The organism is Streptomyces sp. NBC_01244, from assembly GCF_035987325.1.
Classification (GTDB): Bacteria; Actinomycetota; Actinomycetes; order Streptomycetales; family Streptomycetaceae; genus Streptomyces.
In genome coordinates this window covers 3,789,142-3,814,228 of record NZ_CP108488.1, presented here as the reverse complement: position 1 = coordinate 3,814,228, position 25,087 = coordinate 3,789,142, and the positions used below count along the sequence as shown (strand labels likewise).

Annotated in this window: 16 protein-coding genes and 3 rRNA genes; 14 read left to right on the top strand and 5 right to left on the bottom strand. The window is 68.8% G+C overall.

What is annotated here, in order from left to right; translation table 11 throughout:
• The first annotated feature begins 15 nt into the window (after positions 1 to 15).
• Both OG247_RS16910 and OG247_RS16905 read left to right on the top strand, forming a co-directional pair.
• Positions 16 to 3,681, top strand: a complete 3,666-nt coding sequence (locus OG247_RS16910; protein ID WP_327253032.1) for a glycosyltransferase — start codon at positions 16 to 18, stop codon at positions 3,679 to 3,681.
• Positions 3,678 to 5,165, top strand: coding sequence for a DUF5719 family protein (locus OG247_RS16905; RefSeq protein ID WP_327253031.1), 1,488 nt, complete (start codon positions 3,678 to 3,680; stop codon positions 5,163 to 5,165). Before OG247_RS16910 ends, OG247_RS16905 begins: the two co-directional genes overlap by 4 nt.
• A 211-nt stretch (positions 5,166 to 5,376) precedes the next feature.
• Here OG247_RS16905 and OG247_RS16900 read toward each other — a convergent pair whose 3' ends face one another.
• Complete coding sequence (locus OG247_RS16900) at positions 5,377 to 5,871, bottom strand: metallopeptidase family protein (protein ID WP_442813309.1); 495 nt, start codon at positions 5,869 to 5,871, stop codon at positions 5,377 to 5,379.
• A gap of 114 nt (positions 5,872 to 5,985) precedes the next feature.
• On the opposite strand from OG247_RS16900, the gene OG247_RS16895 reads away from it, so the two are divergent.
• The 6 genes from OG247_RS16895 (at position 5,986) to OG247_RS16870 (ending at position 11,885) form a co-directional block, all read left to right on the top strand.
• Positions 5,986 to 6,360 (top strand): DUF3499 domain-containing protein, encoded by a 375-nt coding sequence (locus OG247_RS16895; protein WP_327253030.1) that lies wholly within the window; start codon positions 5,986 to 5,988, stop codon positions 6,358 to 6,360.
• Positions 6,361 to 6,438: 78 nt separating this feature from the next.
• A complete protein-coding gene (locus OG247_RS16890; RefSeq protein ID WP_327253029.1) occupies positions 6,439 to 7,809 on the top strand; it encodes a phosphomannomutase/phosphoglucomutase in 1,371 nt (456 codons plus the stop codon).
• Positions 7,810 to 8,214: 405 nt separating this feature from the next.
• Positions 8,215 to 8,403, top strand: a complete 189-nt coding sequence (locus tag OG247_RS16885) for a Trm112 family protein (RefSeq protein WP_327253028.1) — start codon at positions 8,215 to 8,217, stop codon at positions 8,401 to 8,403.
• Between the two features lie 98 nt (positions 8,404 to 8,501).
• Positions 8,502 to 9,635 carry an SIS domain-containing protein gene (locus OG247_RS16880; protein WP_243342092.1) on the top strand — a complete coding sequence of 378 codons (1,134 nt, stop codon included), beginning with the start codon at positions 8,502 to 8,504 and terminating at the stop codon, positions 9,633 to 9,635.
• A gap of 39 nt (positions 9,636 to 9,674) precedes the next feature.
• A complete protein-coding gene (gene manA, locus OG247_RS16875) occupies positions 9,675 to 10,847 on the top strand; it encodes a mannose-6-phosphate isomerase, class I (RefSeq protein WP_327253027.1) in 1,173 nt (390 codons plus the stop codon).
• Positions 10,848 to 10,940: 93 nt separating this feature from the next.
• A complete protein-coding gene (locus tag OG247_RS16870; RefSeq protein ID WP_327253026.1) occupies positions 10,941 to 11,885 on the top strand; it encodes a cation diffusion facilitator family transporter in 945 nt (314 codons plus the stop codon).
• 64 nt (positions 11,886 to 11,949) lie between these two features.
• On the opposite strand, the gene OG247_RS16865 is transcribed toward OG247_RS16870, so the two are convergent.
• Positions 11,950 to 14,040, bottom strand: coding sequence for a fructose-specific PTS transporter subunit EIIC (locus OG247_RS16865; RefSeq protein ID WP_327253025.1), 2,091 nt, complete (start codon positions 14,038 to 14,040; stop codon positions 11,950 to 11,952).
• Positions 14,041 to 14,250: 210 nt separating this feature from the next.
• A complete protein-coding gene (locus OG247_RS16860) occupies positions 14,251 to 14,373 on the bottom strand; it encodes a hypothetical protein (protein WP_327253024.1) in 123 nt (40 codons plus the stop codon).
• 29 nt (positions 14,374 to 14,402) lie between these two features.
• Between OG247_RS16860 and ahcY the strand changes: the two genes are divergently transcribed.
• Together ahcY and OG247_RS16850 are read left to right on the top strand one after the other, a co-directional pair.
• Positions 14,403 to 15,854 carry an adenosylhomocysteinase gene (gene ahcY, locus OG247_RS16855; protein ID WP_327253023.1) on the top strand — a complete coding sequence of 484 codons (1,452 nt, stop codon included), beginning with the start codon at positions 14,403 to 14,405 and terminating at the stop codon, positions 15,852 to 15,854.
• A gap of 100 nt (positions 15,855 to 15,954) precedes the next feature.
• A complete protein-coding gene (locus tag OG247_RS16850) occupies positions 15,955 to 16,575 on the top strand; it encodes a hypothetical protein (protein WP_327253022.1) in 621 nt (206 codons plus the stop codon).
• Here the strand turns inward: OG247_RS16850 and OG247_RS16845 are convergent.
• On the bottom strand, positions 16,572 to 17,489 hold the full coding sequence (locus OG247_RS16845) for an RDD family protein (protein WP_327253021.1): 918 nt from the start codon (positions 17,487 to 17,489) through the stop codon (positions 16,572 to 16,574). The two genes, OG247_RS16850 and OG247_RS16845, sit on opposite strands and share 4 nt — an antisense overlap.
• A 114-nt stretch (positions 17,490 to 17,603) precedes the next feature.
• On the opposite strand from OG247_RS16845, the gene OG247_RS16840 reads away from it, so the two are divergent.
• The 4 genes from OG247_RS16840 (at position 17,604) to rrf (ending at position 24,344) form a co-directional block, all read left to right on the top strand.
• A complete protein-coding gene (locus tag OG247_RS16840; RefSeq protein ID WP_327253020.1) occupies positions 17,604 to 18,611 on the top strand; it encodes a stage II sporulation protein M in 1,008 nt (335 codons plus the stop codon).
• A gap of 609 nt (positions 18,612 to 19,220) precedes the next feature.
• A 16S ribosomal RNA gene (locus tag OG247_RS16835) occupies positions 19,221 to 20,745 on the top strand.
• Positions 20,746 to 21,028: 283 nt separating this feature from the next.
• Positions 21,029 to 24,152: ribosomal RNA gene (locus tag OG247_RS16830) — 23S ribosomal RNA — on the top strand.
• 74 nt (positions 24,153 to 24,226) lie between these two features.
• Positions 24,227 to 24,344, top strand: a 5S ribosomal RNA gene (gene rrf / locus OG247_RS16825).
• The 16S, 23S and 5S rRNA genes sit together here, the layout of an rRNA operon.
• Positions 24,345 to 24,442: 98 nt before the next feature.
• On the opposite strand, the gene OG247_RS16820 is transcribed toward rrf, so the two are convergent.
• Positions 24,443 to 25,084, bottom strand: a complete 642-nt coding sequence (locus OG247_RS16820) for a Uma2 family endonuclease (RefSeq protein WP_327253019.1) — start codon at positions 25,082 to 25,084, stop codon at positions 24,443 to 24,445.
• Between the last annotated feature and the right edge of the window lie 3 nt (positions 25,085 to 25,087).

Sequence of the window (25,087 nt, the reverse complement as noted above, 5' to 3'; positions counted from 1 at the left end):
AGGGCCCGTACCGCGATGTCCCTGCACAGCCAGTCGAGCGCCTCCTATCAGGCTGCCGCCGCACCAGAGTTCCCCCGGCACGTCGTCACCGCGGTCCTCGTCGCCCACGACGGCGCCCGCTGGCTGCCCCGGACCCTCGCCGGACTCCTCGGCCAGGAACGCCCCGCCCAGAGCCACATCGCCGCCGACACCGGCAGCGCCGACGACTCCGCGCGCCTGCTCGGCGAGGCCTTCGGCGAGGACCGCGTCCTGCACCTCGCCCGCCGCACCGGCTTCGGCGCGGCCGTCGACGAAGCGGCCCGCACCGCCGGCACCCTGACCCCCGAGGAACTCCCGTACCTCAAGCGCCCCTCCGGCTGGGATCCCGTCAGCCGCACCTGGCGCGACGACACGTACGACCTCCCCGACCTGCCCCACGGCGAACCCGTCCAGTGGCTCTGGCTGCTCCACGACGACTGCGCACCCGAGCCCGACGCCCTCGCCGAACTGCTGCGCGTCGCCGACGAGAACCCCGAAGCCGCCGTCATCGGCCCCAAACTGCGCGGCTGGTACGACAAGAAGCAGCTCCTCGAAGTCGGCGTCACCATCGCCCGCAGCGGCCGCCGCTGGACCGGCCTCGACCGGCGCGAACAGGACCAGGGCCAGCACGACCAGATCCAGCCCGTCCTGTCCGTGTCCAGCGCCGGCATGCTGATCCGCCGCGACGTCTACGACGCCCTCGGCGGCTTCGACCGCCGCCTGCCCCTGATGCGCGACGACGTCGACCTGTGCTGGCGCGTCCAGAGCGCCGGCCACACCGTCCTCATCGCCCCCGACGCCGTCCTGCGGCACGCCGAGGCCTCAGCCCGCGAACGCCGCACCGTCGACTGCGTCGGCCGCTCCGCCGCCAGCCCGCACCGCGTCGACAAAGCCGGCGCCGTCTACACGATGCTGGCCAACAGCCCCGGCCGCGCCCTCCCGTACGTCCTGCTGCGGATCCTCTTCGGCACCGTCCTGCGCACCCTCGCCTACCTCGTCGGCAAGGCCCCCGGACAGGCCGTCGACGAGATCACCGGCCTCCTCGCCACCCTGCTCCGCCCCGGCCGGATCCTCGGAGCCCGCCGGCGCAGAGGCCGCGCCGCCGTCTCCGCCAAGGAACTGCGCCCCCTCTTCCCGCCGCCCGGCGCCAGCCTGCGCGCCAACGCCGAACAGATCGCCGGCTACTTCGGCGCCGACGGCGACACCGAGAGCAGCGCCGCCGGCCGGCACGGCGGAGCCGTCGAATCGGGACCCGGCGGAGACGACGCCGACTACCTGGAGATCGAACAGTTCGCGCGCCTCAAGCGGATCGCCCGCAAGCCCGCGCCCGTCCTCTTCGCCCTCCTCCTGCTCGTCTCCGTCATCGCCTGCCGCTCCCTCCTCGGCAGCGGATCCCTCATGGGCGGAGCCCTGCTCCCCGCCCCCGACGGCGGACTCGACCTCTGGCGCGTCCACGCCGACGACTGGCAGCCCGTCGGCATCGGCACCACCGCAGGAGCACCGCCCTACCTCGCCGTCCTCGGCGCCCTCTCCACCCTGCTCCTCGGCTCCACCAACGCCGCCCTGACCCTGCTGCTCGTCTGCTCGGTCCCGCTCGCCGGCCTCACCGCCTACTTCGCCTCCCGGCCGCTGGTGGAATCCCGGCTGCTGCGCGCCTGGGCCGCCGTCGCCTACGCCTTCCTCCCCGCCATCACCGGAGCCCTCGCCGGCGGCCGCATCGGCACCGCCGTCCTCGCGATCCTGCTCCCGCTCATCGCCCGCTCCGCCGTCACCGCCTTCGGCTTCGGCGAGGGAGAGGGCAGCTGGCGCTCCGCCTGGACCCACACCCTCCTGCTGACCCTGGCCACCGCCTTCACCCCCGTCGTCTGGCCGCTCGCCGCCGTCCTCGGAGTCGCCGCGCTGGTCCTGCGCCGCGCGCACTGGAAGACGTACGGCCCCCGCCTCCTCGCGACGCTCGGCGTCCCCCTCCTCGTCCTCGCCCCCTGGTCGCTGAGCCTGCTCACCCACCCCGCGGGCTTCCTGCGCGAGGCCGGACTGCCCTACGGAGCCGGCTCGGCCACCGCCCTGGACCTGCTCGGCATCAGCCCCGGCGGCCCCCGCACCGCCGGCGGCCTGATCCTCCTCGGCGTCGTCCTCGCCGCCCTGGCCGCCCTGCTGCGCGCCGACCGGCAGTTCGCCGTACGCGCCGCCTGGGTCACCGCGCTCGCCGCGCTCGTGCTGGCCGTCCTCGTCAACCGCACCACCTGGGCCGGCCCCGCCACCCTCGTCTACGGACTCGCCCTGCTGGCCGCCGCCGTCATCGGCGCCGACGGGGCCAAGGAGCGGGTCGCCGCCCGCAGCTTCGGCTGGCGCCAGCCCCTCGCCGCCCTGATCGCGCTCGCCGCCGCCGTCGGCCCGCTCGTCGGCGCGGCCGGCTGGATGCTCAGCGGAGCCGCCGGACCGCTGGAGCGCCGCGACCCCGTCCAGGTCCCCGCCTTCGTCGCCGAAGAGAGCGGCACCCGCGACCAGGCCCGCACCCTCGTCATCGGCGCGGACTCCCCGGCCGCCCTCTCCTACAGCCTGGTCCGCGGCTCGGGCGGCCGCCTCGGCGACGCCGAACTCGCCGACCGGGCGGGCAGCGACGCCCGCCTCGACAAGGTCGTCTCCAGCCTCGTCGCCGGCTCCGGCGCCGACCAGACCGACCAGCTCGGCGGCTTCGCCATCCGCTACGTCCTGGTCCGCGACGGCGCCCCGCAGGAGATCGGCCGCGTCCTCGACGCCACCCCCGGCCTCAGCCGCCTCAGCAAGCTCGAAGGCAGCGCCCTGTGGCGCGTCGACCGGCAGGTCGCCCGCGCCGTCATCGTCTCCGGCAAGCCCGGCGAGGCACCCATCCCCGTCGCCTCCGGCCCCGTCGAGGCCCGCACCAAGATCCCGGCGGGCGAGGCCGGACGCGTCCTGCGCCTCGCCGACCGGGCCGACGCCGGCTGGCGGGCCACCCTCGACGGCAAGCCGCTCCAGGCCAAGACGCTCGACGGCTGGGCGCAGGGCTTCGAACTCCCCGCCGCCGCGGGCGAGCTCGACCTCGTCCACGAAGACGCCCTCACCCGGACCGCCTGGCACTGGGCCCAGGGCCTGCTCGCCCTGGTGCTCCTGGTGATGGCCCTGCCGGGCCGCCGCGCCCGCCTGGACGACGACCTGCCCGAGGAGGAGGCCCCCGCCGCCGAGGAGCCCGGCGAAGGCCGCCGGGCCCGCCGCCTGCGCGAGCAGTCCGAGCCGGAACCCCAGCCCGAGTCGGCCGCCGAGGCGGCCGTCGCGGCCGACCCGTACGCGCAGATCCCCGCGCAGCCGGTGTACGGCGAGGACGCGTACGCCTACCAGCAGCAGGCGTACACAGACCAGGGCGGCTACGCCTACGGGGGCCAGGAGCAGCAGCCGCAGCAGCAGCAGCAGTACGACCAGTACCCGTACGAGCAGCCGCAGCAGCAGTACACCGGCCACCCGGGCACGCAGTACGAGCAGCCGTACCCGCCCCAGCAGCCGTACGAGCAGCCGTACCCGCCCTACGAGCAGCAGCCCGGGCCCTACAACGGCTCCGACAGCCACGACAGCACCGACGGCTACGACCCCTACGGCCAGCACGACGGACAGCACGCCCCGCGTCCGGACGGGAGCCCCCAGCAGTGAAGCAGCGCGTACCCCTCACGCTCGCCGCCGTCACGGCCGCCCTGGCCGCCGTCACCGGCCTCGCCACCCTCACCGCGCCGGCCGCCGACGGGGCCCCCACGGCCGCGGCGGGCAAGCCGGCGGCCCGGATGCCGGTCGAGCGGTCCCTGCTGGTGTGCCCCGCGCCCAGCACCTCCGACATCGCCGAGACCCTCTACACGGCGATCACCCCGGGCGCGGCCGCCGCGGGAGGCAAGGGCACGGCCCGGCTGCTGGGAGCGACCAAGGAAGCCAAGCCCGTCCTGGAGCTGAAGGAGCCCGGCAAGCCCGTGGGCGCCAAGGCCTCCGGAGCCGAGGCCCCCGCGCTCAGCGGCGTGGCCGACGGGTTCCTCGCCCCCGGCTGGAGCGCGCAGCAGACCACCGTGGTCTCGGTCGGCCGTACGCGCGGCCTGCTCGGCGTCGGCTGCACCCGGCCCGGCACCGACTTCTGGTTCCCCGGCGTGAGCACCGCCAAGGGCCGCGAGGACTACGTCCACCTCACCAACCCCGACGACACCGCGGCCGTGGTGGACATCAAGCTGTTCGGCCCGGACGGCACGGTCAAGGCCGAAGCGGGCACCAGCGAGAACATCCGCATCGACCCGAAGTCCAGCAAGGCCATCTCCCTGGCCTCCCTCGCCCCCGGCGCACAGCTCGCGGACGTCACCGCCCACGTGACCACCCGCGCGGGCCGGGTCGGAGCCACCGCCCAGGCCGGCGAGGAAGGCATCGGCGCCGACTGGCTGCCCGCCTCCGTGGACCCGGCGGGGACCCTGGTCCTGCCCGGCATCCCGGCGGACGCCACCTCCGTACGGCTGGTCGCCTTCGCCCCCGGCGAGGAGGACGCGGACCTCAACGTGAAGCTGGCCGGGCCGGGCGGCTCGATCAGCCCGGCGGGCAGCGAGCAGCTCCACCTCAAGGCCGGCATGACCGCGAGCCTCGACCTCAAGGACGTCACCCGCGGCGAACCGGGCTCCCTCCTCCTGTCCCCGGCGGACGCCAAGAAGCCCGTCCCGGTGGTCGCGGCGCTGCGGGTGGTCCGCGGCAGCGGTGCCAAACAGGAGACCGGCTTCATCCAGGCCTCCGCCCCCGTCGGCCCGCGGGCGACCGTCGCCGACAACCGCCCCGAGGCGAACGCCACCCTGCTGTCGCTGACGGCCCTGCCCGGAGCCGACGCGACGGTCAAGGTGACGGCCTCGCCGGGCACGGACGGCGGCGAACCCGCCTCCAAGGAGGTCACGGTCAAGGGGGGCACCACGCAGACCCTGGCCCTCGCCCCGGCGGGTGGCAAGGGCGCGTACGCCCTCACGGTGGAAACCGTCTCCGGCGGCCCCGTCCACGCGTCCCGCACCCTGACGATCCCGCGCGACGGCATCCCGATGTTCACGGTCCAGACCCTCTCGGACGACCGCTCCACGGTCTCGGTCCCCAAGGCGACCCAGGACCTCAGCGTCCTGACCCGGTAGCCGTTTCAGCCGTCCGGCGTTTGAGGACCGGGGTCTGGGGCGGAGCCCCAGGGTCCCTTCAGCCCGTCCGGCGTTTGAGGACCGGGTCCGGGCAGAGCCCGGGGAACGGTGGAAGGGCGGGTAGGGGACAGCCCCGCAGGGCCACCTCCCACACCGCCGACGCGGCCCGGAACCCGGCCCGGCCCGGCCGGAACCTGACCCGGCCGGGGCCCTAGTCGGACCCGTACCGCGGATCCACCGTCTCGGGCGACAGCCCCAACAGCTCCGCGACCTGCTCCACCACGATCTCGTGCACCAGCATCGCCCGCTCGTCCCGCGACTTCGCCCGAATCTCCACCGGCCGCCGGAACACCACGATCCGCGCCGGCCGCCCGCCCCCGGCCTCCGCGAGCGCACCCAGCGGCACCGCCTCGTCGTTCCAGCCGGCCTCCGCGCCGCCCGGCGGCCCCGGCACGTCGCCGATCATGAACTCCACGTCCGCCAGCTGCGGCCACCGCCGCTCCAGCCGCTCCACGGAGTCCCGTACGAGGTCCCCGAAGAGCTCCCCGCGGCTCGCCGACAGCGGCACCTGCGGAGGGGCCACCGGCCCCCGCATCCCGCGCCCGTGCCGGTCGCGCCGCCGTACCCGCGGCTCACCGGCGGGGGAGCCGCCGGGCAGGGAGGCGGCCGGGGGCACGGGAGGGGGAGGCAGAGTGCTGTCCGTCACCCCCGCAGGGTAGCCCGCAGATCCACAGCGGGGCGGGGGAGATCGGACGACACGGGGGAGCGGCCGGGGGAGAGTCGTCGCGGCCCGGTCAAGAGTGCGGTACCGTCCAACGTCGTGAGCCTTGTACGTCGCTGTTCGCGCACCGCGTGCGGCCGCCCTGCCGTCGCGACTCTGACGTACGTCTACGCCGATTCGACCGCAGTTCTCGGCCCGCTCGCCACCTACGCCGAACCCCACTGCTACGACCTCTGCGCCGAGCACTCGGAGCGCCTGACCGCCCCGCGCGGCTGGGACGTCGTACGCCTCACCGATGGTTCGGCGCCCTCGCGTCCCACCGGTGACGACCTGGAAGCCCTCGCCAACGCCGTTCGCGAGGCGGCCCGTCCGCCGGAGCGTGCGGCCGGGGCCGGCGGCAGCGGTCAGGGCGGTCCCTCCACCGGGGAGACCCGTCGCGGACACCTGCGCGTCCTGCGTTCGCCGGATTCCTGACATTCCGTTGATCTGAAAAGCCGCACTGTGTCCACGGTAGGTTTGCTTCACCGCACATCACCTTCAGGAGGGCACGCAGTGGCCACCGATCTTTCGAACATCGTCAAGGCGTACGACGTACGAGGCGTTGTGCCGGACGAGTGGGACGAGCACCTGGCGGAACTGTTCGGTGCCGCCTTCGTCGAGGTGACCGGCGCCCGGGCCATCGTCATCGGCCACGACATGCGGCCCTCCTCCCCGGCCCTGTCGGGTGCCTTCGCCCGCGGCGCGGCTGCCCGCGGCGTCGACGTCACCCTCATCGGGCTGTGCTCCACCGACCAGCTCTACTACGCCTCCGGCAAGCTGAACCTGCCCGGCGCGATGTTCACGGCCTCGCACAACCCGGCGCAGTACAACGGCATCAAGCTCTGCCGGGCCGGCGCCGCCCCGGTCGGCCAGGACACCGGCCTCTCCACCGTCCGCGAGCTCGCCGAGAAGTGGAGCGACGAGGGCGCCCCGGCGATCCCCGCGGGCACCGTCCCCGGCACCGTCACCGAGCAGGACACCCTCACCGGCTACGCCGACCACCTGAAGGGCCTGGTCGACCTCACCGCCATCCGCCCGCTCAAGGTCGTCGTCGACGCGGGCAACGGCATGGGCGGGCACACCGTCCCCACCGTCTTCACGGGCCTCCCGCTGGACGTGGTCCCCATGTACTTCGAACTGGACGGGACCTTCCCGAACCACGAGGCCAACCCCCTCGACCCGAAGAACATCGTCGACCTCCAGGCCCGCGTACTGGCCGAGGGCGCCGACCTCGGCATCGCCTTCGACGGCGACGCCGACCGCTGCTTCATCGTCGACGAGCGCGGCGAGGGCGTCTCCCCGTCCGCCATCACCGCCCTGGTCGCCGCCCGCGAACTGGCCCGCAACGGCGGCACCGGCACCGTGATCCACAACCTGATCACCTCCTGGTCCGTACCCGAGGTAGTCCGCGAGAACGGCGGCACCCCCGTCCGCACCCGCGTCGGCCACTCCTTCATCAAGGAGGAGATGGCCAAGTCCGGCGCCATCTTCGGCGGCGAGCACTCGGCGCACTACTACTTCAAGGACTTCTGGAACGCGGACACCGGCATGCTCGCCGCGCTCCACGTCCTGGCGGCCCTCGGCGGCCAGGACGGCCCGCTCTCGGCCCTGGTCTCCTCCTACGACCGCTACGCGGGCTCCGGCGAGATCAACTCGACCGTCGCCGACCAGGCCGGCCGCCTCGCCGCCGTCAAGGAGACCTACGGAGCGGTCGAGGGCGTCACCCTGGACGAACTGGACGGCCTCACCGTGACCGCGGCCGACTGGTGGTTCAACGTCCGCGCCTCGAACACCGAGCCCCTCCTCCGCCTGAACGTGGAAGCCCGCGACGAGCCCACCCTCGCCAAGATCCGCGACGAGGCCCTGGCCCTCATCCGCAGCTGAACCAGCCCCAACCGCGCGCCCGAGCCCGGGCGGCCAAAACCCGCCCAGCCCACGCTCCTGGGCCTGGGCGGCCAAAGTCGGCTCCCGCCCACGCTTCCAGACCCGGGCGGCCAAAATCCACCCCGCCCACGCTTCCAGGCACCGACGGTCCAAAATCCGCCCCGCCCCGCACTTCCAGACGCCGCCGGCCAAATTCAGCCCCGCCGGCGTTTGAGGCGCGGGGCCCGGGGCGGAGCCCCGGCAACGGACCCGCACCCGCTCCACACGGCCACCGCCGAGCCCCCCTCCAGTGCCCAGTGGAGCACCAGCTCCACCCCGCACCAGAGGTCCTCCTCCACCCCGCACCAGAGGTGACCTGGCGGTAGGCTGACCTGGCCCGATCCACATCCCCGAAGGGAACCGCACATGCCGCTCGAAGCCGGCCTCCTGGAGATCCTCGCCTGCCCCGCCTGCCACTCGCCCCTGGAGGACAAGTCGGCCGACGCGCAGACCCCCGAGCTGATCTGTACCGGAGGCCAGGACTGCGGTCTCGCCTACCCGGTCCGCGACGGCATCCCGGTCCTCCTCGTCGACGAGGCACGCCGCCCCGCCTGAGCCTCCTACCGCCACCCCGCGCAAACGCTGAGACTGGTTCCGTCACACACAGGGTTTCGTCACCGCTGGACACGTCACAGAATGAGCCGGAGGCCGCCATGCTCGACGAGTCACTCCTCGACGCACCTGACGATCTCGCCCGCGCCGACCGCCGCGGCCTGCTCCGCGGCGCCGCCGACGCCGGCGCACGGGTACGCACCGCGGCCCGGCACGCCGCCGAGGCCGGTCTCGCCGACCTGCGCCCCGACGGCCGCCCCCGCGCGGTCCTCATCGCCGGGCCCGGCACCGCCGCCACCGGGGTCGCCGATCTGCTCGGCGCGCTCGCCGGCGCCTCCGCGCCCGTCATCCGGCTGCACCCGACCGGCGTCGCGCACGCCGCCGGGGCCCTGCGCTGGACCCTGCCCGGCTGGGCCGGCCCCGTCGACCTGCTGCTCATCGCGACCACCGACGGAACCGAGCCCGGCCTCGCCGTGCTCGCCGAGCAGGCCTACCGGCGCGGCTCCACCGTCGTCGCCGTCGCCCCCGAGCGCTCGCCGCTGAGCGAAGCGGTGGACGGCGCGCACGGGCTCCTCGTACCGATGGCCAAAGCCCCGTACCAGGAGTACGACGAGTCGGCCGCGGCCGGCCCCGGCGCCCTCTGGGCCCTGCTGACCCCGCTGCTGGTGCTCCTCGACCGGGTCGGCCTGATCACCGCCGCCCCGCACACTCTGCAGCTCGTCGCCGACCGGCTCGACCGCACGGCCGAACGCTGCGGCCCCGCCATCGTCACCTACTCCAACCCGGCCAAGACCCTCGCGTCCGAGCTCGCCGACTCCCTCCCGCTCATCTGGAGCGAGGGCGCCGCCGCGGGACCCGCCGGACGCCGCTTCGCCGCCACCCTCGCCGAACTCGCCGGCCGACCCGCACTCGCCGCCGACCTTCCCGAGGCCCTCCCGGCCCACGGGGTCCTGCTCGCCGGCGATTTCGCCGCCGGCGCCGACCCCGACGACTTCTTCCGCGACCGAGTGGAAGAACCGCAGGCCCTGCGCGCACGCATCGTCCTGTTGCGCGACAGGCCCGCAGGCGGACTGACAGCCGCCCCTGCCGCACGAGAACTCGCCCTCAGCCACGACACGGCCATCAGCGAGCTCGAACCGGAGGAGGGCACCGAGCTGGAACAGCTCGCCGAACTCCTCGCCGTCACGGATTTCGCCACCGCCTACCTGGCGTTGGCCTCCGGGGGACACAGCTGAGGCGCACGCACGCGCGCCTCTCACCCAGGAAGACGACCGATGGACCGCCTCACTAACACGATCCGCCCCTACGCCTGGGGATCGGCCACCGCGATCCCCGAACTCATCGGAGTCCCGCCCACCGGCGAACCCCAGGCCGAGTTGTGGATGGGCGCCCACCCCGGCGCACCCTCACGCCTCGACCGCGGAGCAGGGGAGAGCGCCCTCTCGGACGTCATCGCGGCCGACCCCGAAGGTGAACTGGGAGTCGAGGCCGTCCGCAAGTTCGGCCCCGAGCTCCCCTTCCTCTTCAAGCTCCTCGCCGCAGGCGCCCCGCTCTCCCTCCAGGTCCACCCCGACCTCGCCCAGGCGAAGGCCGGGTTCGAGGACGAGGAGCGCCGCGGCGTCCCGATCGACGCACCGCACCGCAACTACAAGGACGCCAACCACAAGCCCGAGCTGGTCTGCGCCCTCACCCCCTTCGAGGGCCTGTCCGGATTCCGCCCGCCGCTGGAGGCCGCCGCCCTGCTGGAGGGCCTCGGCGTCAACTCCCTGAAGCCCTACGCCGACCTCCTGCGGGCACACCCCGAGGAGGCGGCCCTGCGCGAGGTGCTCACCGCCGTCTTGACCGCCGACCGCGCCGAGACGGCCCGTACGGTCACCGAGGCCGCGGCCGCCGCCGAGCGGCTCGGGGGCCCGTACGCCCCGTACGCCGGACTCGTCCACCACTACCCGGGCGACCCCGGCGTCATCGCCGCGATGCTCCTCAACCACGTGCGACTCCAGCCCGGCGAAGCCATGTTCCTCGGCGCCGGCATTCCGCACGCCTACCTCGACGGCCTCGGCGTCGAGCTCATGGCCAACTCCGACAACGTCCTGCGCTGCGGGCTCACCCCCAAGCACGTCGACGTGCCGGAGCTGCTGAAGGTCACCGTCTTCGAGCCCGGCGACCCCGGCATCCTGCGCCCGGAGGGCAACGGCGAGGAGGTCTACGAGACCCCCATCGACGAATTCCGGCTCTCCCGCTTCGTCCTGGCCCCCGGCGGCGCCCCCCGGGTGGTCCCCGACACCACCGCTCAGATCCTGCTCTGCACGGCGGGCTCCCCGAAGGCGGGCTCCCCGAAGTCCGGCGAACTGACCCTGGCCCCCGGCGAATCGGTCTTCGTACCGGCCGGCGAAAAGGTCGAACTGTCCGGAACCGGCACCGTCTTCCGCGCCACTGTGGTGGTCTGACGTACCGTCCCTCTCGGTGGCTGTGACAATCTGCGGCCGTAGCGCGGCGTCCCGGCCCGGGGCGCCGCACCGAGGAAGGGATACATCGCAACCATGAGCGCGTCGGGCGGTACCAAGGCGATCGTGGCGGCACTCGCCGCCAATCTGGCCATCGCGGTAGCCAAGTTCGTGGCCTTCGTCTTCAGTGGCTCGTCGTCGATGCTCGCGGAAAGCGTCCACTCACTGGCGGACTCCGGCAACCAGGGCCTGCTCCTCCTGGGCGGCAAGAAGGCCCAGCGCGAGGCGACTCCGGAACACCCCTTCGGGTACGGGCGCGAGCGTTACATCTACGCCTTCCTCGTCTCCATCGTGCTGTTCACCGTCGGTGGCATGTTCGCCATCTACGAGGGCTACGAGAAGATCCACGAGCCGCACGCCATCTCGCACTGGTACTGGCCGGTCGGCGTCCTCGTGTTCGCGATCATCGCGGAGTCCTTCTCCTTCCGCACCGCGATCAAGGAGTCGAACGAGATCCGCGGCAGCCTCACCTGGGGCCAGTTCATCAAGCGGGCCAAGGCCCCCGAGCTCCCCGTGGTCCTCCTCGAAGACCTCGGCGCCCTCATCGGCCTGGTCCTCGCCCTCGCGGGCGTCGGCATCGCCCTGCTCACCGGCAACGGCGTCTGGGACGGCATCGGCACCCTGTGCATCGGCGTCCTGCTGATCATCATCGCCATCGTGCTCGCGGCCGAGACCAAGTCCCTGCTGCTCGGCGAGGCCGCCGGCACCGAGGACGTCGAGAAGATCAAGGCCGCCGTGGTCGACGGTGACGTGGTGACCGGCGTCATCCACATGCGCACCCTGCACCTCGGCCCCGAGGAGCTCCTGGTCGCCGCGAAGATCTCCGTCCAGAGCGACGACACCGCGACCGAGGTGGCCAACGCCATCAACGCCGCCGAGGCCCGCATCCGCGCGGCGGTCCCGATCGCCCGCGTCATCTACCTCGAGCCGGACATCTTCAACGCCGAGGCCGCGGCCAAGGGCACCAACCCGGGCCACTGACCCCGCACCGACACGGAGAGGCCCCCCTGCGACGCACGCAGGGGGGCCTCTCCGTGTCCCGGGGTTACCGGATCTCGCGCAGCACGTCCAGGATCGCGGCCTTGCCGGGCGCGGCCTGCAGCCGCTCCCGGAAGCCGGTGTCCATCAGCTTGCGCGACAGCAGTGCCAGGATCCGCAGGTGCTCGTCCCCGGCGGCCGCCTCCGGCACGGAGATCATGAAGACCAGCCGGGCCTTCGTCCCGTCCAGCGCGCCCCACTCGATGCCCTCGCCGGACCGGGCGAAGCCCACCGTCGGGCGGGTCACCGCGTCCGTCTTGGCGTGCGGGATGGCGATGGACTCGCCGAGACCCGTCGTGCCCTGCGCCTCCCGGGCCAGGGCCACCCGTACGAGCTCGTCCACGTCGGTGACGTTGCCGGTCGTGGCCAGCATCTCCGCCATCTCGCGGATCGCCGCCTCCTTGGAACCGGAGGCCAGCTCCGTCTTCACGGTCTGCTCGGTGAGGTACCCGGACAGCACCTCCGGCGGCCCGCCCGCGGCCACCGGAGCCGCGGCCGCGGGCTGCTGAGCCCGTACGGCCGTACCGGCTGCTCCCGCACCCGCGGCGGCAGTAGCACCGCCACCACCGCCGACGCCCACGGGGGCACCCGCTCCGACCAGGGCCGGCTCGGGCGCGAGACCCGCGGACCCGCCGCCGGTCACGCCCTCCCGGCGCAGCTTGAACTCGATCAGCGCGTTCGTCGTCAGCGCGGTCACGACCGCACCGGCGGCGATGGCCACGAAGAACATCGCGACGCCGCTGATCGCACCGAACAGCGAGACGATCGGACCGCCGTGGGGCACCGAGTCCTGGACCCCGGCCACACCGGCGATCGCACCGGCCACCGCGCCGCCGAGCATGTTCGCGGGGATGACCTGGGCGGGCCGGGCCGCGGCGAAGGGGATCGCTCCTTCGGAGATGCCGAAGAAGCCCATGAACAGGGCGGCGAGGCCGGTTTCCTTCTCCTCGTCGCTGTAGAGCTTGCGGCGCAGCAGCGTGGCCAGGCCCTGGCCGAGCGGCATGACGGGGATGGCGGCGGCGGCCATGCCCATCACGTGGTTGTTGGTGCCGATGAGGCCGACGGCGACGAGGAAGGCGGTCTTGTTGACCGGACCGCCCATGTCGAAGGCGATCATCAGACCGATCAGGGTGCCCAGCACGATCGCGCTGGAGCCGGTCATCCCGTTCAGCCAGTTGGTCAGGTTGGTGAAGACCCAGGAGATCGGCTTCCCGATCACGTAGATGTAGAACAGGCCCAGGGCCACGGTCGACACGATCGGGATCACGATGATCGGCATGATCGGCTGGATGACCTTGGGGACCTTGACCTTCTTGATCCACATGACCAGATAGCCCGCGAGGAAGCCCGTCGCGATGGCACCCAGGAAGCCGGCGTTCGCATCGGCCCCGTAGATGTGCACGGCGTCCGCGGCGAGGAAGCCGCCGATCATGCCGGGTACGAGGGCCGGCCGGTCGCCCAGCGCGTAGGCGATGTAGCCGGAGAAGATCGGCAGCATCAGCGAGAAGCCGGTCACGCCGAGCTTGTTGACGTAGAACCAGAAGGTCCCGTCGGGAATGACCAGCCCGCCCTTGGCGTCCGCGTGCCCGCCGAGGGACAGGGACACGGCCAGCAGCAGACCGCCCACGACCACGAACGGGATCATGTGCGAGACGCCGTTCATCAGCGCCTTGTACGCCTGACTGCGCTGGTGGCCGCCGCCACCACCGCCGCCGCCCGCCGCCGCGGAGGTCCCGGACTGCACCGGAGCGCTCTGCGCGCGCTGGATCAGTTCCTCCGGCTTGTGGATGCCGTCCGCGACACCGGTCGACAGCACCCGCTTGCCCGCGAACCGGTCGAGGTCGACTTCCTTGTCGGCGGCGATGATGACGGCGTCCGCCTGCCTGACATCGTTGTCAGAGAGCACGTTCTCGGCCCCGATGGAACCCTGGGTCTCCACCTTGATCGAGACGCCGAGGCGGTCGGCGGCCTGCTGGAGCTTCTCCGCGGCCATGTACGTGTGCGCGATACCGGTGGGGCACGCGGTAACGGCGACGATCCTCACGGGCTTCCGCCCGCTCACGTCCCCGCCTTCGGGAGGGCCTGCCGGACTGGTCACTGGAATCTCCTCACGACACATGCGTTGTCCTGCGGGATCGCGCGTACAACCCGACCCAACCGCATCCTCGTCCATGTAAGGGGGTGATCAAAAGTCCGAAAGGCCCCCAATCTTCCGCCGTAGGCCCTGAACCTCGGCCGAGACTTGCCCAGCGCGGCCTCAAGTCGCCTGGGCCGCGCTCCGCCGATCGGTGTAGATTCGTCATCAGTGTCAGGCGTCGCTGCTGATGGCGGTCGGGCGGTCTTCGGACCGGCCGAGGGGAGAGAGGACCCCCGACGGACTGAGCGCCATGTGCGCCGTCTTGACGACGGTGCGCGGCTCAGCCGTACCCACCTCTCCACATCACGAGGAGCAGCACCCACATGACTGCCGCTTTCACCGACTTCAAGGTCGCGGACCTCTCCCTCGCCGTCTTCGGACGCAAGGAGATCACCCTCGCCGAGCACGAGATGCCCGGTCTCATGTCGATCCGCCGGGAGTTCGCGGCCACCCAGCCGCTCGCAGGCGCCCGCGTCACCGGCTCCCTGCACATGACCGTGCAGACCGCCGTCCTCATCGAGACCCTCGTCGCCCTCGGCGCCGACGTCCGCTGGGCCTCCTGCAACATCTTCTCCACCCAGGACCACGCGGCCGCCGCCATCGCGGTGGGCCCGAACGGCACCGCGGAGAACCCGCAGGGCGTCCCCGTCTTCGCCTGGAAGGGCGAGACGCTGGAAGAGTACTGGTGGTGCACGGAGCAGGCGCTGACCTGGCCGAACACCCCCACCGGCGGCCCGAACATGATCCTCGACGACGGTGGCGACGCCACCCTCCTCGTCCACAAGGGCGTCGAGTTCGAGAAGGCCGGCGCCGCTCCGGACCCGTCGACGGCGGACTCCGAGGAGTACGCCCACATCCTGACCGTCCTCAACCGCACCCTGGGCGAGGCCCCGCAGAAGTGGACGCAGCTCGCGTCCGAGATCCGCGGCGTCACCGAGGAGACCACCACCGGCGTCCACCGCCTCTACGAGATGATGGCCGAAGGCACCCTGCTCTTCCCGGCGATCAACGTGAACGACGCCGTCACCAAGTCGAAGTTCGACAACAAGTACGGCTGCCGCCACTCCCTCATCGACGGCATCAACCGCGCCACCGACGTCCTCATCGGCGGCAAGACCGCCGTGGTCTTCGGCTACGGCGACGTCGGCAAGGGCTGCGCCGAGTCGCTGCGCGGCCAGGGCGCACGCGTCATCGTCACCGAGATCGACCCGATCTGCGCCCTGCAGGCGGCGATGGACGGATACCAGGTCGCGACCCTGGACGACGTCGTCGCGACGGCCGACATCTTCATCACGACCACGGGCAACAAGGACATCATCATGGCCGCCGACATGGCCAAGATGAAGCACCAGGCCATCGTGGGCAACATCGGCCACTTCGACAACGAGATCGACATGGCCGGCCTCGCGAAGATCGAGGGCATCGTCAAGGACGAGGTCAAGCCCCAGGTCCACACCTGGAAGTTCCCCGACGGCAAGGTCCTCATCGTCCTGTCCGAGGGCCGCCTGCTGAACCTGGGCAACGCCACCGGCCACCCGTCCTTCGTGATGTCGAACTCCTTCGCGGACCAGACCCTGGCCCAGATCGAGCTCTTCACCAAGCCGGCCGAGTACCCCACCGACGTCTACGTGCTCCCCAAGCACCTCGACGAGAAGGTGGCCCGCCTCCACCTCGACGCCCTCGGCGTCCGCCTGACCACCCTGCGCCCGGAGCAGGCCGCCTACATCGGCGTGGACGTGGCGGGCCCGTACAAGCCGGACCACTACCGCTACTGATCCCCACGGATCCGCAGCACCCACGCAGCACCACGCGTCAGGCCCCCGGCATCCGTGCCGGGGGCCTGCCCCGTACCCGCCCGAACCCAGGAAGACGCCCATGCCCCGAGGCCGCTACGCGCTCTACGACCCGCACGACCGCACCCCCCTCGGCGAGGAGCACTTCCACTGCGCCCCGGGCCCTTCCGGCTGGCGCTACGTCTCCCAGCTCACCGCACCCGACGGTGCGCACCGAGGCTCCGTCGACCTGGCCGTCGACGAACTGGGCCGCCCCATCCGCCTCGAGGTCAACGCCTCCAGCTGGCAGGTCCGCGGCGCCGCCATCGACGGGATCACCTGGGTCCGCACGGACCCCGCCGGAGCCGAAGCCACCGAGGGCAACGTCCCCGGGGCCGCCGGCTTCACCGGCACCTCACCGGCCTTCCTCGTCGCCACGGCCCGGCTGCTGCGCCCGGCCCCCGGCGCCCCCGCCACCCGCGTCCGCCTCGTCGCCCTGACCGACCCCGTCCTGGCGGCCCGTACGACCGACCAGGCCTGGGCCCTCCTGAACCGCGCGGAGCACCCCACGGACAGCGGCCCGCTGCTGGTCGACGAGTACCGCGTCACCGCCCTGGACACCGGCGAGGTCCATACGGTCCACATCGCCGGGGACGTGGTCCTCTCGGCCCCCGGCATCGAACTCGAACACCTGGAAACCCCGCCCTCCGTCTTCACCGACTAGCCAGGCGGGGCGAACCCGGTCGCCTTCGGCGGCTGTACGGACACGGGCGCCACCGGCGCGACCGGAGCCGCGGGCACCACCGCCGGAGCGACGGGCGCCACGGCCGGCATCACCACGGGCGCGGGCTGCCCGTACGGAACCGGAGCCACCCCGGGAGCGGGCTGCGGCTGCCGGAAGGCCCGCGCGGCGTCCCGTGACTGCCGCTCGTGCACCACGGCCATCAGGAACGCGGCGGCAGGCACCCCGACCGGCGGCAGAGCCCCCGTACGGGCCACCAGATCGTCCGCGAGCCGGGCCGCCAACGCGCCGCCCACCTGAGGATCGAGCTGGTCCATGCGCGTCAGGTACTGCCGGATCGCCAGCCACAGCCCGTCGGGCACCGCGGACAGGTCCAGCCCGCCGAACCTGCCGGCCAGCCACGGAGGCGGCGGGGGCACCGGCATCACCCGTGCCCCAGGCACCCGCTCCCGGACGACCAGCGTCCCCGCGAACACGTCCCCGAGCCGGCGGCCCCGCTCGGAGAACAGCGAGGCGATGCACGCCACGGACCCGAAGGTCAGCAGCAGTTCGAAGACCCCGAAGGCCCCGCGCACCAGCGCGTGCCGGAAACGGACCGGCCCGCCGTCGTCGCGCACCACGCGCAGCCCGCACGCGAGCTTGCCCAGCGACCGTCCGTGGCTCAGCGTCTCCACCGCGATCGGCACGCCGACAAGGACGAGGACGAACGAGGCCACCGACACGGCCGCCCGGGCCGCCCCGTCCATCGAAGCGGTGGCCAGCACGAGCCCGACGGAAATGAGCAGGTACCCGGCGACGTACACGACCAGGTCGAGCAGGATCGCCAGCGCCCGGCTCGGCAGCCTCGCCGGCCGCAGCCCCAGGACGACCGCGTCCCCCGTCACCAGATCGCTCACCGATACACACCCTTCGCATGACCTGCCCCGCCCCATCTGCCTCCAGTCTGCCAAGCTGACGAAGCAAGCAGTAGGAGAAACCAGAGGGACCAGGGGCAGGGGAGCGCCAACCGCATGGATCTCGACGTCTTCGTTGCGGCCCACCAGGCCGAGTGGGCCCGCCTGGAACAGCTGCTGGGCCGGGGCCGGCGACTCACGGGAGCCGAGGCGGACGAGCTCGTCGCGCTCTACCAGCGCACGGCCACGCACCTCTCCCTCGTCCAGTCCAGCGCCCCCGACCCGATGCTCACGGGCCGCCTGACCCAGCTCGTCGCCCGCGCCCGTGCCACGGTGACGGGCACCCGGCGGTCCGGCTGGCGCGACGCGGCCCGCTTCTTCACCTCGGGCTTCCCGGCCGCCGTCTACCTCAGCCGCCGCTGGTGGATACCCACGGCACTGATCTCCACGGCCGTCGGCGTACTCGTCGGCTGGTGGATAGCAACCCACCCGGAGATCCAGAACGCCATCGGGGCTCCGGAAGACCTGAAGGCGATGACGAAGCCGGGCGGCGGGTACGAGACGTACTACTCCAGCCACCCCGCGGCCTCCTTCGCGGCCCAGGTCTGGACGAACAACGCCCAGGCGGCCGCGATCTGCCTGGTCCTGGGCGGTTTCCTGGGCCTGCCGGTCCTGTACATCCTGTGGCAGAACATGCTGAACCTGGGCGTCGGCATCGGTCTGATGTCCTCCGCCGACCGCCTCGACGTCTTCCTCGGCCTGATCCTCCCGCACGGCCTGCTCGAACTGACCGCCGTCTTCGTGGCCGCCGGTACGGGCCTGCGCCTGGGCTGGACGGTCATCGACCCCGGCCACCGCACCCGCCGTGTCGCCCTCGCCGAACAGGGCCGCGCGGCCCTCGGCATGGCCATCGGCCTGGCAGTGGTCCTCTTCCTCTCGGGCCTGATCGAAGGCTTCGTCACCCCTTCCGGCCTGCCCACCTGGGCCCGCATCAGCATCGGCGTGGCCGCCGAGGCGGCGTTCCTGCTCTACGTCTACGTCCTGGGCGGCCGCGCGGCCCGAGCCGGCGACACGGGCGACGTGGAGCAGGCCGACCAGACGGCGACGCTCCCCACCGCGGCCTGATGTGCGTACGACCCTGCTGAGCTGCTAGTCTCCTCGTCGTCCCGCAAACACCGTTGACACGGCGGCTGCGGGGAGGTAGATTCGAACGGTTGCCTCGAACTGGACAAGTTCGGCAGCGATGGTTTAAAGTCTTTCTCGCCCCCAGGAATTGAATTCCAAGCGGGCACACCCAACTCTTCATTCAGGAAACCGAAGCCGGGAAATCCGGTGGAAACCTTCTGATAGAGTCGGACTCGCCGGAAAGGGAAAACGCGAAAGCGGATGACCTGGAAGGCGGAAAACAAGCGAGACAGACTCTGATAGAGTCTGAAACGCAAGAACAGAACAGAACGAAAGCCCGGAGGAAAGCCCCAGTAATTGTTACTGAGGGTGAGTACAAAGGAAGCGTCCGTTCCTTGAGAACTCAACAGCGTGCCAAAAATCAACGCCAAAAAGTTGATACCCCGTCCATTTCGGTGGATGAGGTTCCTTTGAAAAAGACCTGTGAGGTCACGGCTTCGGCTGGGATGCTTGCAGGCAATTACACAGCGAGGATGCAGTGGACGGTCGGTCTTATTCCGACATGACTGTCCCGCTCTAAGTGCGTGTGCACCGGATTACCGGTAAACATTCATGGAGAGTTTGATCCTGGCTCAGGACGAACGCTGGCGGCGTGCTTAACACATGCAAGTCGAACGATGAAGCCCTTCGGGGTGGATTAGTGGCGAACGGGTGAGTAACACGTGGGCAATCTGCCCTTCACTCTGGGACAAGCCCTGGAAACGGGGTCTAATACCGGATAACACTCCTGCCTGCATGGGCGGGGGTTAAAAGCTCCGGCGGTGAAGGATGAGCCCGCGGCCTATCAGCTTGTTGGTGGGGTAATGGCCCACCAAGGCGACGACGGGTAGCCGGCCTGAGAGGGCGACCGGCCACACTGGGACTGAGACACGGCCCAGACTCCTACGGGAGGCAGCAGTGGGGAATATTGCACAATGGGCGAAAGCCTGATGCAGCGACGCCGCGTGAGGGATGACGGCCTTCGGGTTGTAAACCTCTTTCAGCAGGGAAGAAGCGAAAGTGACGGTACCTGCAGAAGAAGCGCCGGCTAACTACGTGCCAGCAGCCGCGGTAATACGTAGGGCGCAAGCGTTGTCCGGAATTATTGGGCGTAAAGAGCTCGTAGGCGGCTTGTCACGTCGGATGTGAAAGCCCGAGGCTTAACCTCGGGTCTGCATTCGATACGGGCTAGCTAGAGTGTGGTAGGGGAGATCGGAATTCCTGGTGTAGCGGTGAAATGCGCAGATATCAGGAGGAACACCGGTGGCGAAGGCGGATCTCTGGGCCATTACTGACGCTGAGGAGCGAAAGCGTGGGGAGCGAACAGGATTAGATACCCTGGTAGTCCACGCCGTAAACGTTGGGAACTAGGTGTTGGCGACATTCCACGTCGTCGGTGCCGCAGCTAACGCATTAAGTTCCCCGCCTGGGGAGTACGGCCGCAAGGCTAAAACTCAAAGGAATTGACGGGGGCCCGCACAAGCAGCGGAGCATGTGGCTTAATTCGACGCAACGCGAAGAACCTTACCAAGGCTTGACATATACCGGAAAGCATTAGAGATAGTGCCCCCCTTGTGGTCGGTATACAGGTGGTGCATGGCTGTCGTCAGCTCGTGTCGTGAGATGTTGGGTTAAGTCCCGCAACGAGCGCAACCCTTGTCCTGTGTTGCCAGCATGCCCTTCGGGGTGATGGGGACTCACAGGAGACCGCCGGGGTCAACTCGGAGGAAGGTGGGGACGACGTCAAGTCATCATGCCCCTTATGTCTTGGGCTGCACACGTGCTACAATGGCCGGTACAATGAGCTGCGATACCGTGAGGTGGAGCGAATCTCAAAAAGCCGGTCTCAGTTCGGATTGGGGTCTGCAACTCGACCCCATGAAGTCGGAGTTGCTAGTAATCGCAGATCAGCATTGCTGCGGTGAATACGTTCCCGGGCCTTGTACACACCGCCCGTCACGTCACGAAAGTCGGTAACACCCGAAGCCGGTGGCCCAACCCGTAAGGGAGGGAGCTGTCGAAGGTGGGACTGGCGATTGGGACGAAGTCGTAACAAGGTAGCCGTACCGGAAGGTGCGGCTGGATCACCTCCTTTCTAAGGAGCACAGTACCGATTGCAGACAAACGTTCTGCACGGTCAGCTCAGGGTGGAACGTTGATTAGTTGGCACCAGATGATCTGATGATTCTCAAGTACTGCTTCGGCGTGGAAAGAGGATTCGGAAGAGGTCTGGTGCTTGGCACGTTGTTGGGTATCTGAGGGTACGGCCGAAAGGCTTTATCTTCGCGATGCCGGCCCCAGTGAACTTCATCTCCGGATGAGGGTGATGGGTGACTGGTCGTTGCTTGAGAACTACACAGTGGACGCGAGCATCTGTAGGCCAAGTTTTTAAGGGCGCACGGTGGATGCCTTGGCACCAGGAACCGATGAAGGACGTGAGAGGCCGCGATAGGCCCCGGGGAGCTGCCAACTGAGCTTTGATCCGGGGGTGTCCGAATGGGGAAACCCGGCAGTCGTCATGGGCTGTCACCCACTGCTGAACACATAGGCAGTGTGGAGGGAACGCGGGGAAGTGAAACATCTCAGTACCCGCAGGAAGAGAAAACAACCGTGATTCCGGGAGTAGTGGCGAGCGAAACCGGATGAGGCCAAACCGTATGCGTGTGATACCCGGCAGGGGTTGCGCATGCGGGGTTGTGGGAATTCTTTTGATCGGTCTGCCGGCCGGTCGGCGAGTCAGAAACCGTTGATGTAGTCGAAGGACATGCGAAAGGTCCGGCGTAGAGGGTAAGACCCCCGTAGACGAAACATCAGCGGCTTGCTTAAGAATCTCCCAAGTAGCACGGGGCCCGAGAAATCCCGTGTGAATCTGGCGGGACCACCCGCTAAGCCTAAATATTCCCTGGTGACCGATAGCGGATAGTACCGTGAGGGAATGGTGAAAAGTACCGCGGGAGCGGAGTGAAATAGTACCTGAAACCGTGTGCCTACAAGCCGTGGGAGCGTCGCTGTATGTGCTTGCACATACAGTCGTGACTGCGTGCCTTTTGAAGAATGAGCCTGCGAGTTAGCGGTGTGTAGCGAGGTTAACCCGTGTGGGGAAGCCGTAGCGAAAGCGAGTCCGAATAGGGCGATTGAGTTGCACGCTCTAGACCCGAAGCGGAGTGATCTAGCCATGGGCAGGTTGAAGCGGAGGTAAGACTTCGTGGAGGACCGAACCCACCAGGGTTGAAAACCTGGGGGATGACCTGTGGTTAGGGGTGAAAGGCCAATCAAACTCCGTGATAGCTGGTTCTCCCCGAAATGCATTTAGGTGCAGCGTCACGTGTTTCTTGCCGGAGGTAGAGCACTGGATAGGCGATGGGCCCTACCGGGTTACTGACCTTAGCCAAACTCCGAATGCCGGTAAGTGAGAGCGTGGCAGTGAGACTGTGGGGGATAAGCTCCATGGTCGAGAGGGAAACAGCCCAGAGCATCGACTAAGGCCCCTAAGCGTACGCTAAGTGGGAAAGGATGTGGAGTCGCAGAGACAACCAGGAGGTTGGCTTAGAAGCAGCCACCCTTGAAAGAGTGCGTAATAGCTCACTGGTCAAGTGATTCCGCGCCGACAATGTAGCGGGGCTCAAGCGTACCGCCGAAGTCGTGTCATTGCAGCAATAGGGCCAACGCCCGCTGTGATGGGTAGGGGAGCGTCGTGTGCCGGGTGAAGCAGCAGCGGAAGCTAGTTGTGGACGGTTCACGAGTGAGAATGCAGGCATGAGTAGCGATACACACGTGAGAAACGTGTGCGCCGATTGACTAAGGGTTCCTGGGTCAAGCTGATCTGCCCAGGGTAAGTCGGGACCTAAGGCGAGGCCGACAGGCGTAGTCGATGGACAACCGGTTGATATTCCGGTACCCGCTTTGAAACGCCCAATATCGAATCAGGCGATGCTAAGCCCGTGAAGCCGTTCCGGACCCTTCGGGGAAAGGAAAGTGGTGGAGCCGGCGAACCAGACTTGTAGTAGGTAAGCGATGGGGTGACGCAGGAAGGTAGTCCAGCCCGGGCGGTGGTAGTCCCGGGGTAAGGGTGTAGGCCGAGGGGTAGGCAAATCCGTCCCTCATATAAGGCTGAGACCTGATGCCGAGCCGATTGTGGTGAAGTGGATGATCCTATGCTGTCGAGAAAAGCCTCTAGCGAGTTTCATGGCGGCCCGTACCCTAAACCGACTCAGGTGGTCAGGTAGAGAATACCGAGGCGTTCGGGTGAACTATGGTTAAGGAACTCGGCAAAATGCCCCCGTAACTTCGGGAGAAGGGGGGCCATCACTGGTGATCGGATTTACTCCGTGAGCTGGGGGTGGCCGCAGAGACCAGCGAGAAGCGACTGTTTACTAAAAACACAGGTCCGTGCGAAGCCGTAAGGCGATGTATACGGACTGACGCCTGCCCGGTGCTGGAACGTTAAGGGGACCGGTTAGTCACATTTCGGTGTGGCGAAGCTGAGAACTTAAGCGCCAGTAAACGGCGGTGGTAACTATAACCATCCTAAGGTAGCGAAATTCCTTGTCGGGTAAGTTCCGACCTGCACGAATGGCGTAACGACTTCTCGACTGTCTCAACCATAGGCCCGGTGAAATTGCACTACGAGTAAAGATGCTCGTTTCGCGCAGCAGGACGGAAAGACCCCGGGACCTTTACTATAGTTTGATATTGGTGTTCGGTTCGGCTTGTGTAGGATAGGTGGGAGACTTTGAAGCGGCCACGCCAGTGGTTGTGGAGTCGTCGTTGAAATACCACTCTGGTCGTGCTGGATGTCTAACCTCGGTCCGTGATCCGGATCAGGGACAGTGTCTGATGGGTAGTTTAACTGGGGCGGTTGCCTCCCAAAAAGTAACGGAGGCGCCCAAAGGTTCCCTCAGCCTGGTTGGCAATCAGGTGTTGAGTGTAAGTGCACAAGGGAGCTTGACTGTGAGACCGACGGGTCGAGCAGGGACGAAAGTCGGGACTAGTGATCCGGCGGTGGCTTGTGGAAGCGCCGTCGCTCAACGGATAAAAGGTACCCCGGGGATAACAGGCTGATCTTCCCCAAGAGTCCATATCGACGGGATGGTTTGGCACCTCGATGTCGGCTCGTCGCATCCTGGGGCTGGAGTCGGTCCCAAGGGTTGGGCTGTTCGCCCATTAAAGCGGTACGCGAGCTGGGTTTAGAACGTCGTGAGACAGTTCGGTCCCTATCCGCTGTGCGCGTAGGAATATTGAGAAGGGCTGTCCCTAGTACGAGAGGACCGGGACGGACGAACCTCTGGTGTGCCAGTTGTCCTGCCAAGGGCATGGCTGGTTGGCTACGTTCGGGAGGGATAACCGCTGAAAGCATCTAAGCGGGAAGCCTGCTTCAAGATGAGTATTCCCACCTCCTTGAGAGGGTAAGGCTCCCAGTAGACGACTGGGTTGATAGGCCAGATGTGGAAGCCCGGTAACGGGTGGAGCTGACTGGTACTAATAGGCCGAGGGCTTGTCCTCAGTTGCTCGCGTCCACTGTGTTAGTTCTGAAGTAACGAACTGTGTCATATCCGGTTTGGTTAACTTCATAGTGTTTCGGTGGTCATAGCGTTAGGGAAACGCCCGGTTTACATTCCGAACCCGGAAGCTAAGCCTTTCAGCGCCGATGGTACTGCAGGGGGGACCCTGTGGGAGAGTAGGACGCCGCCGAACAATCATTGTAGAAAGCCCCGTACCGGGTAACCGGTACGGGGCTTTTCTGCGTTTGCGGGCCTTTTGAGAGTCCGGTGCGTGGGGGGTTGGCCGGTGGCTTACCAGTCGGCGGGGTAGCTCTTGAGGCTGCTCGTGTCGAGTGTCCAGCGGCCGGCGATGGCGGTGTCACCGAAGGCGTATGGGACTTTCTTTCGGTAGCGCAGGCCGTCAGGGCCGTCCGAGGGGTCGCTGTGCACCGTGGCGGTCTTCTTGTCCTTGCGGGGGTCCACCACGACGTACAGCGGGACCCCCATCCTCGGATAGTCGTGGAGCTTGTCACGGATGTCGGTGAGGGAGTTCGTGCGTGAGACGACCTCGACCACCATCAGGACATCGCGGGAGTTCACGACCCTGGCCGTGTCGTCGGTGTCTTCCTCGGCGATGACCATGAGGTCGGGGACCTTGGTCAGGCCCGTCACCGGATCGCCCATGTTCGTGTCGTTGAGAGCCATGACCTCGGGTGTCTGGGCCTCGATCTGACGGCGCAGCCGCACCACGTTCAGCCCGTGGGGGGCTGTGGGGCTCATCATCGTGAGGGAGATCTGACCGTCGGTGCTCTGCACCTTCCACTGGTCTTCCTGGTGCTCGGCCAGCTCCGAGAGTTGCTCCGCGAAGTCGTGCATGCGGCGCATCTGCTCCGGGGTGAAGTCGGCCATGGTGTCCTCCTGGTGGGTACCCGACCAGCGTATCCAGTCGGTCACCGC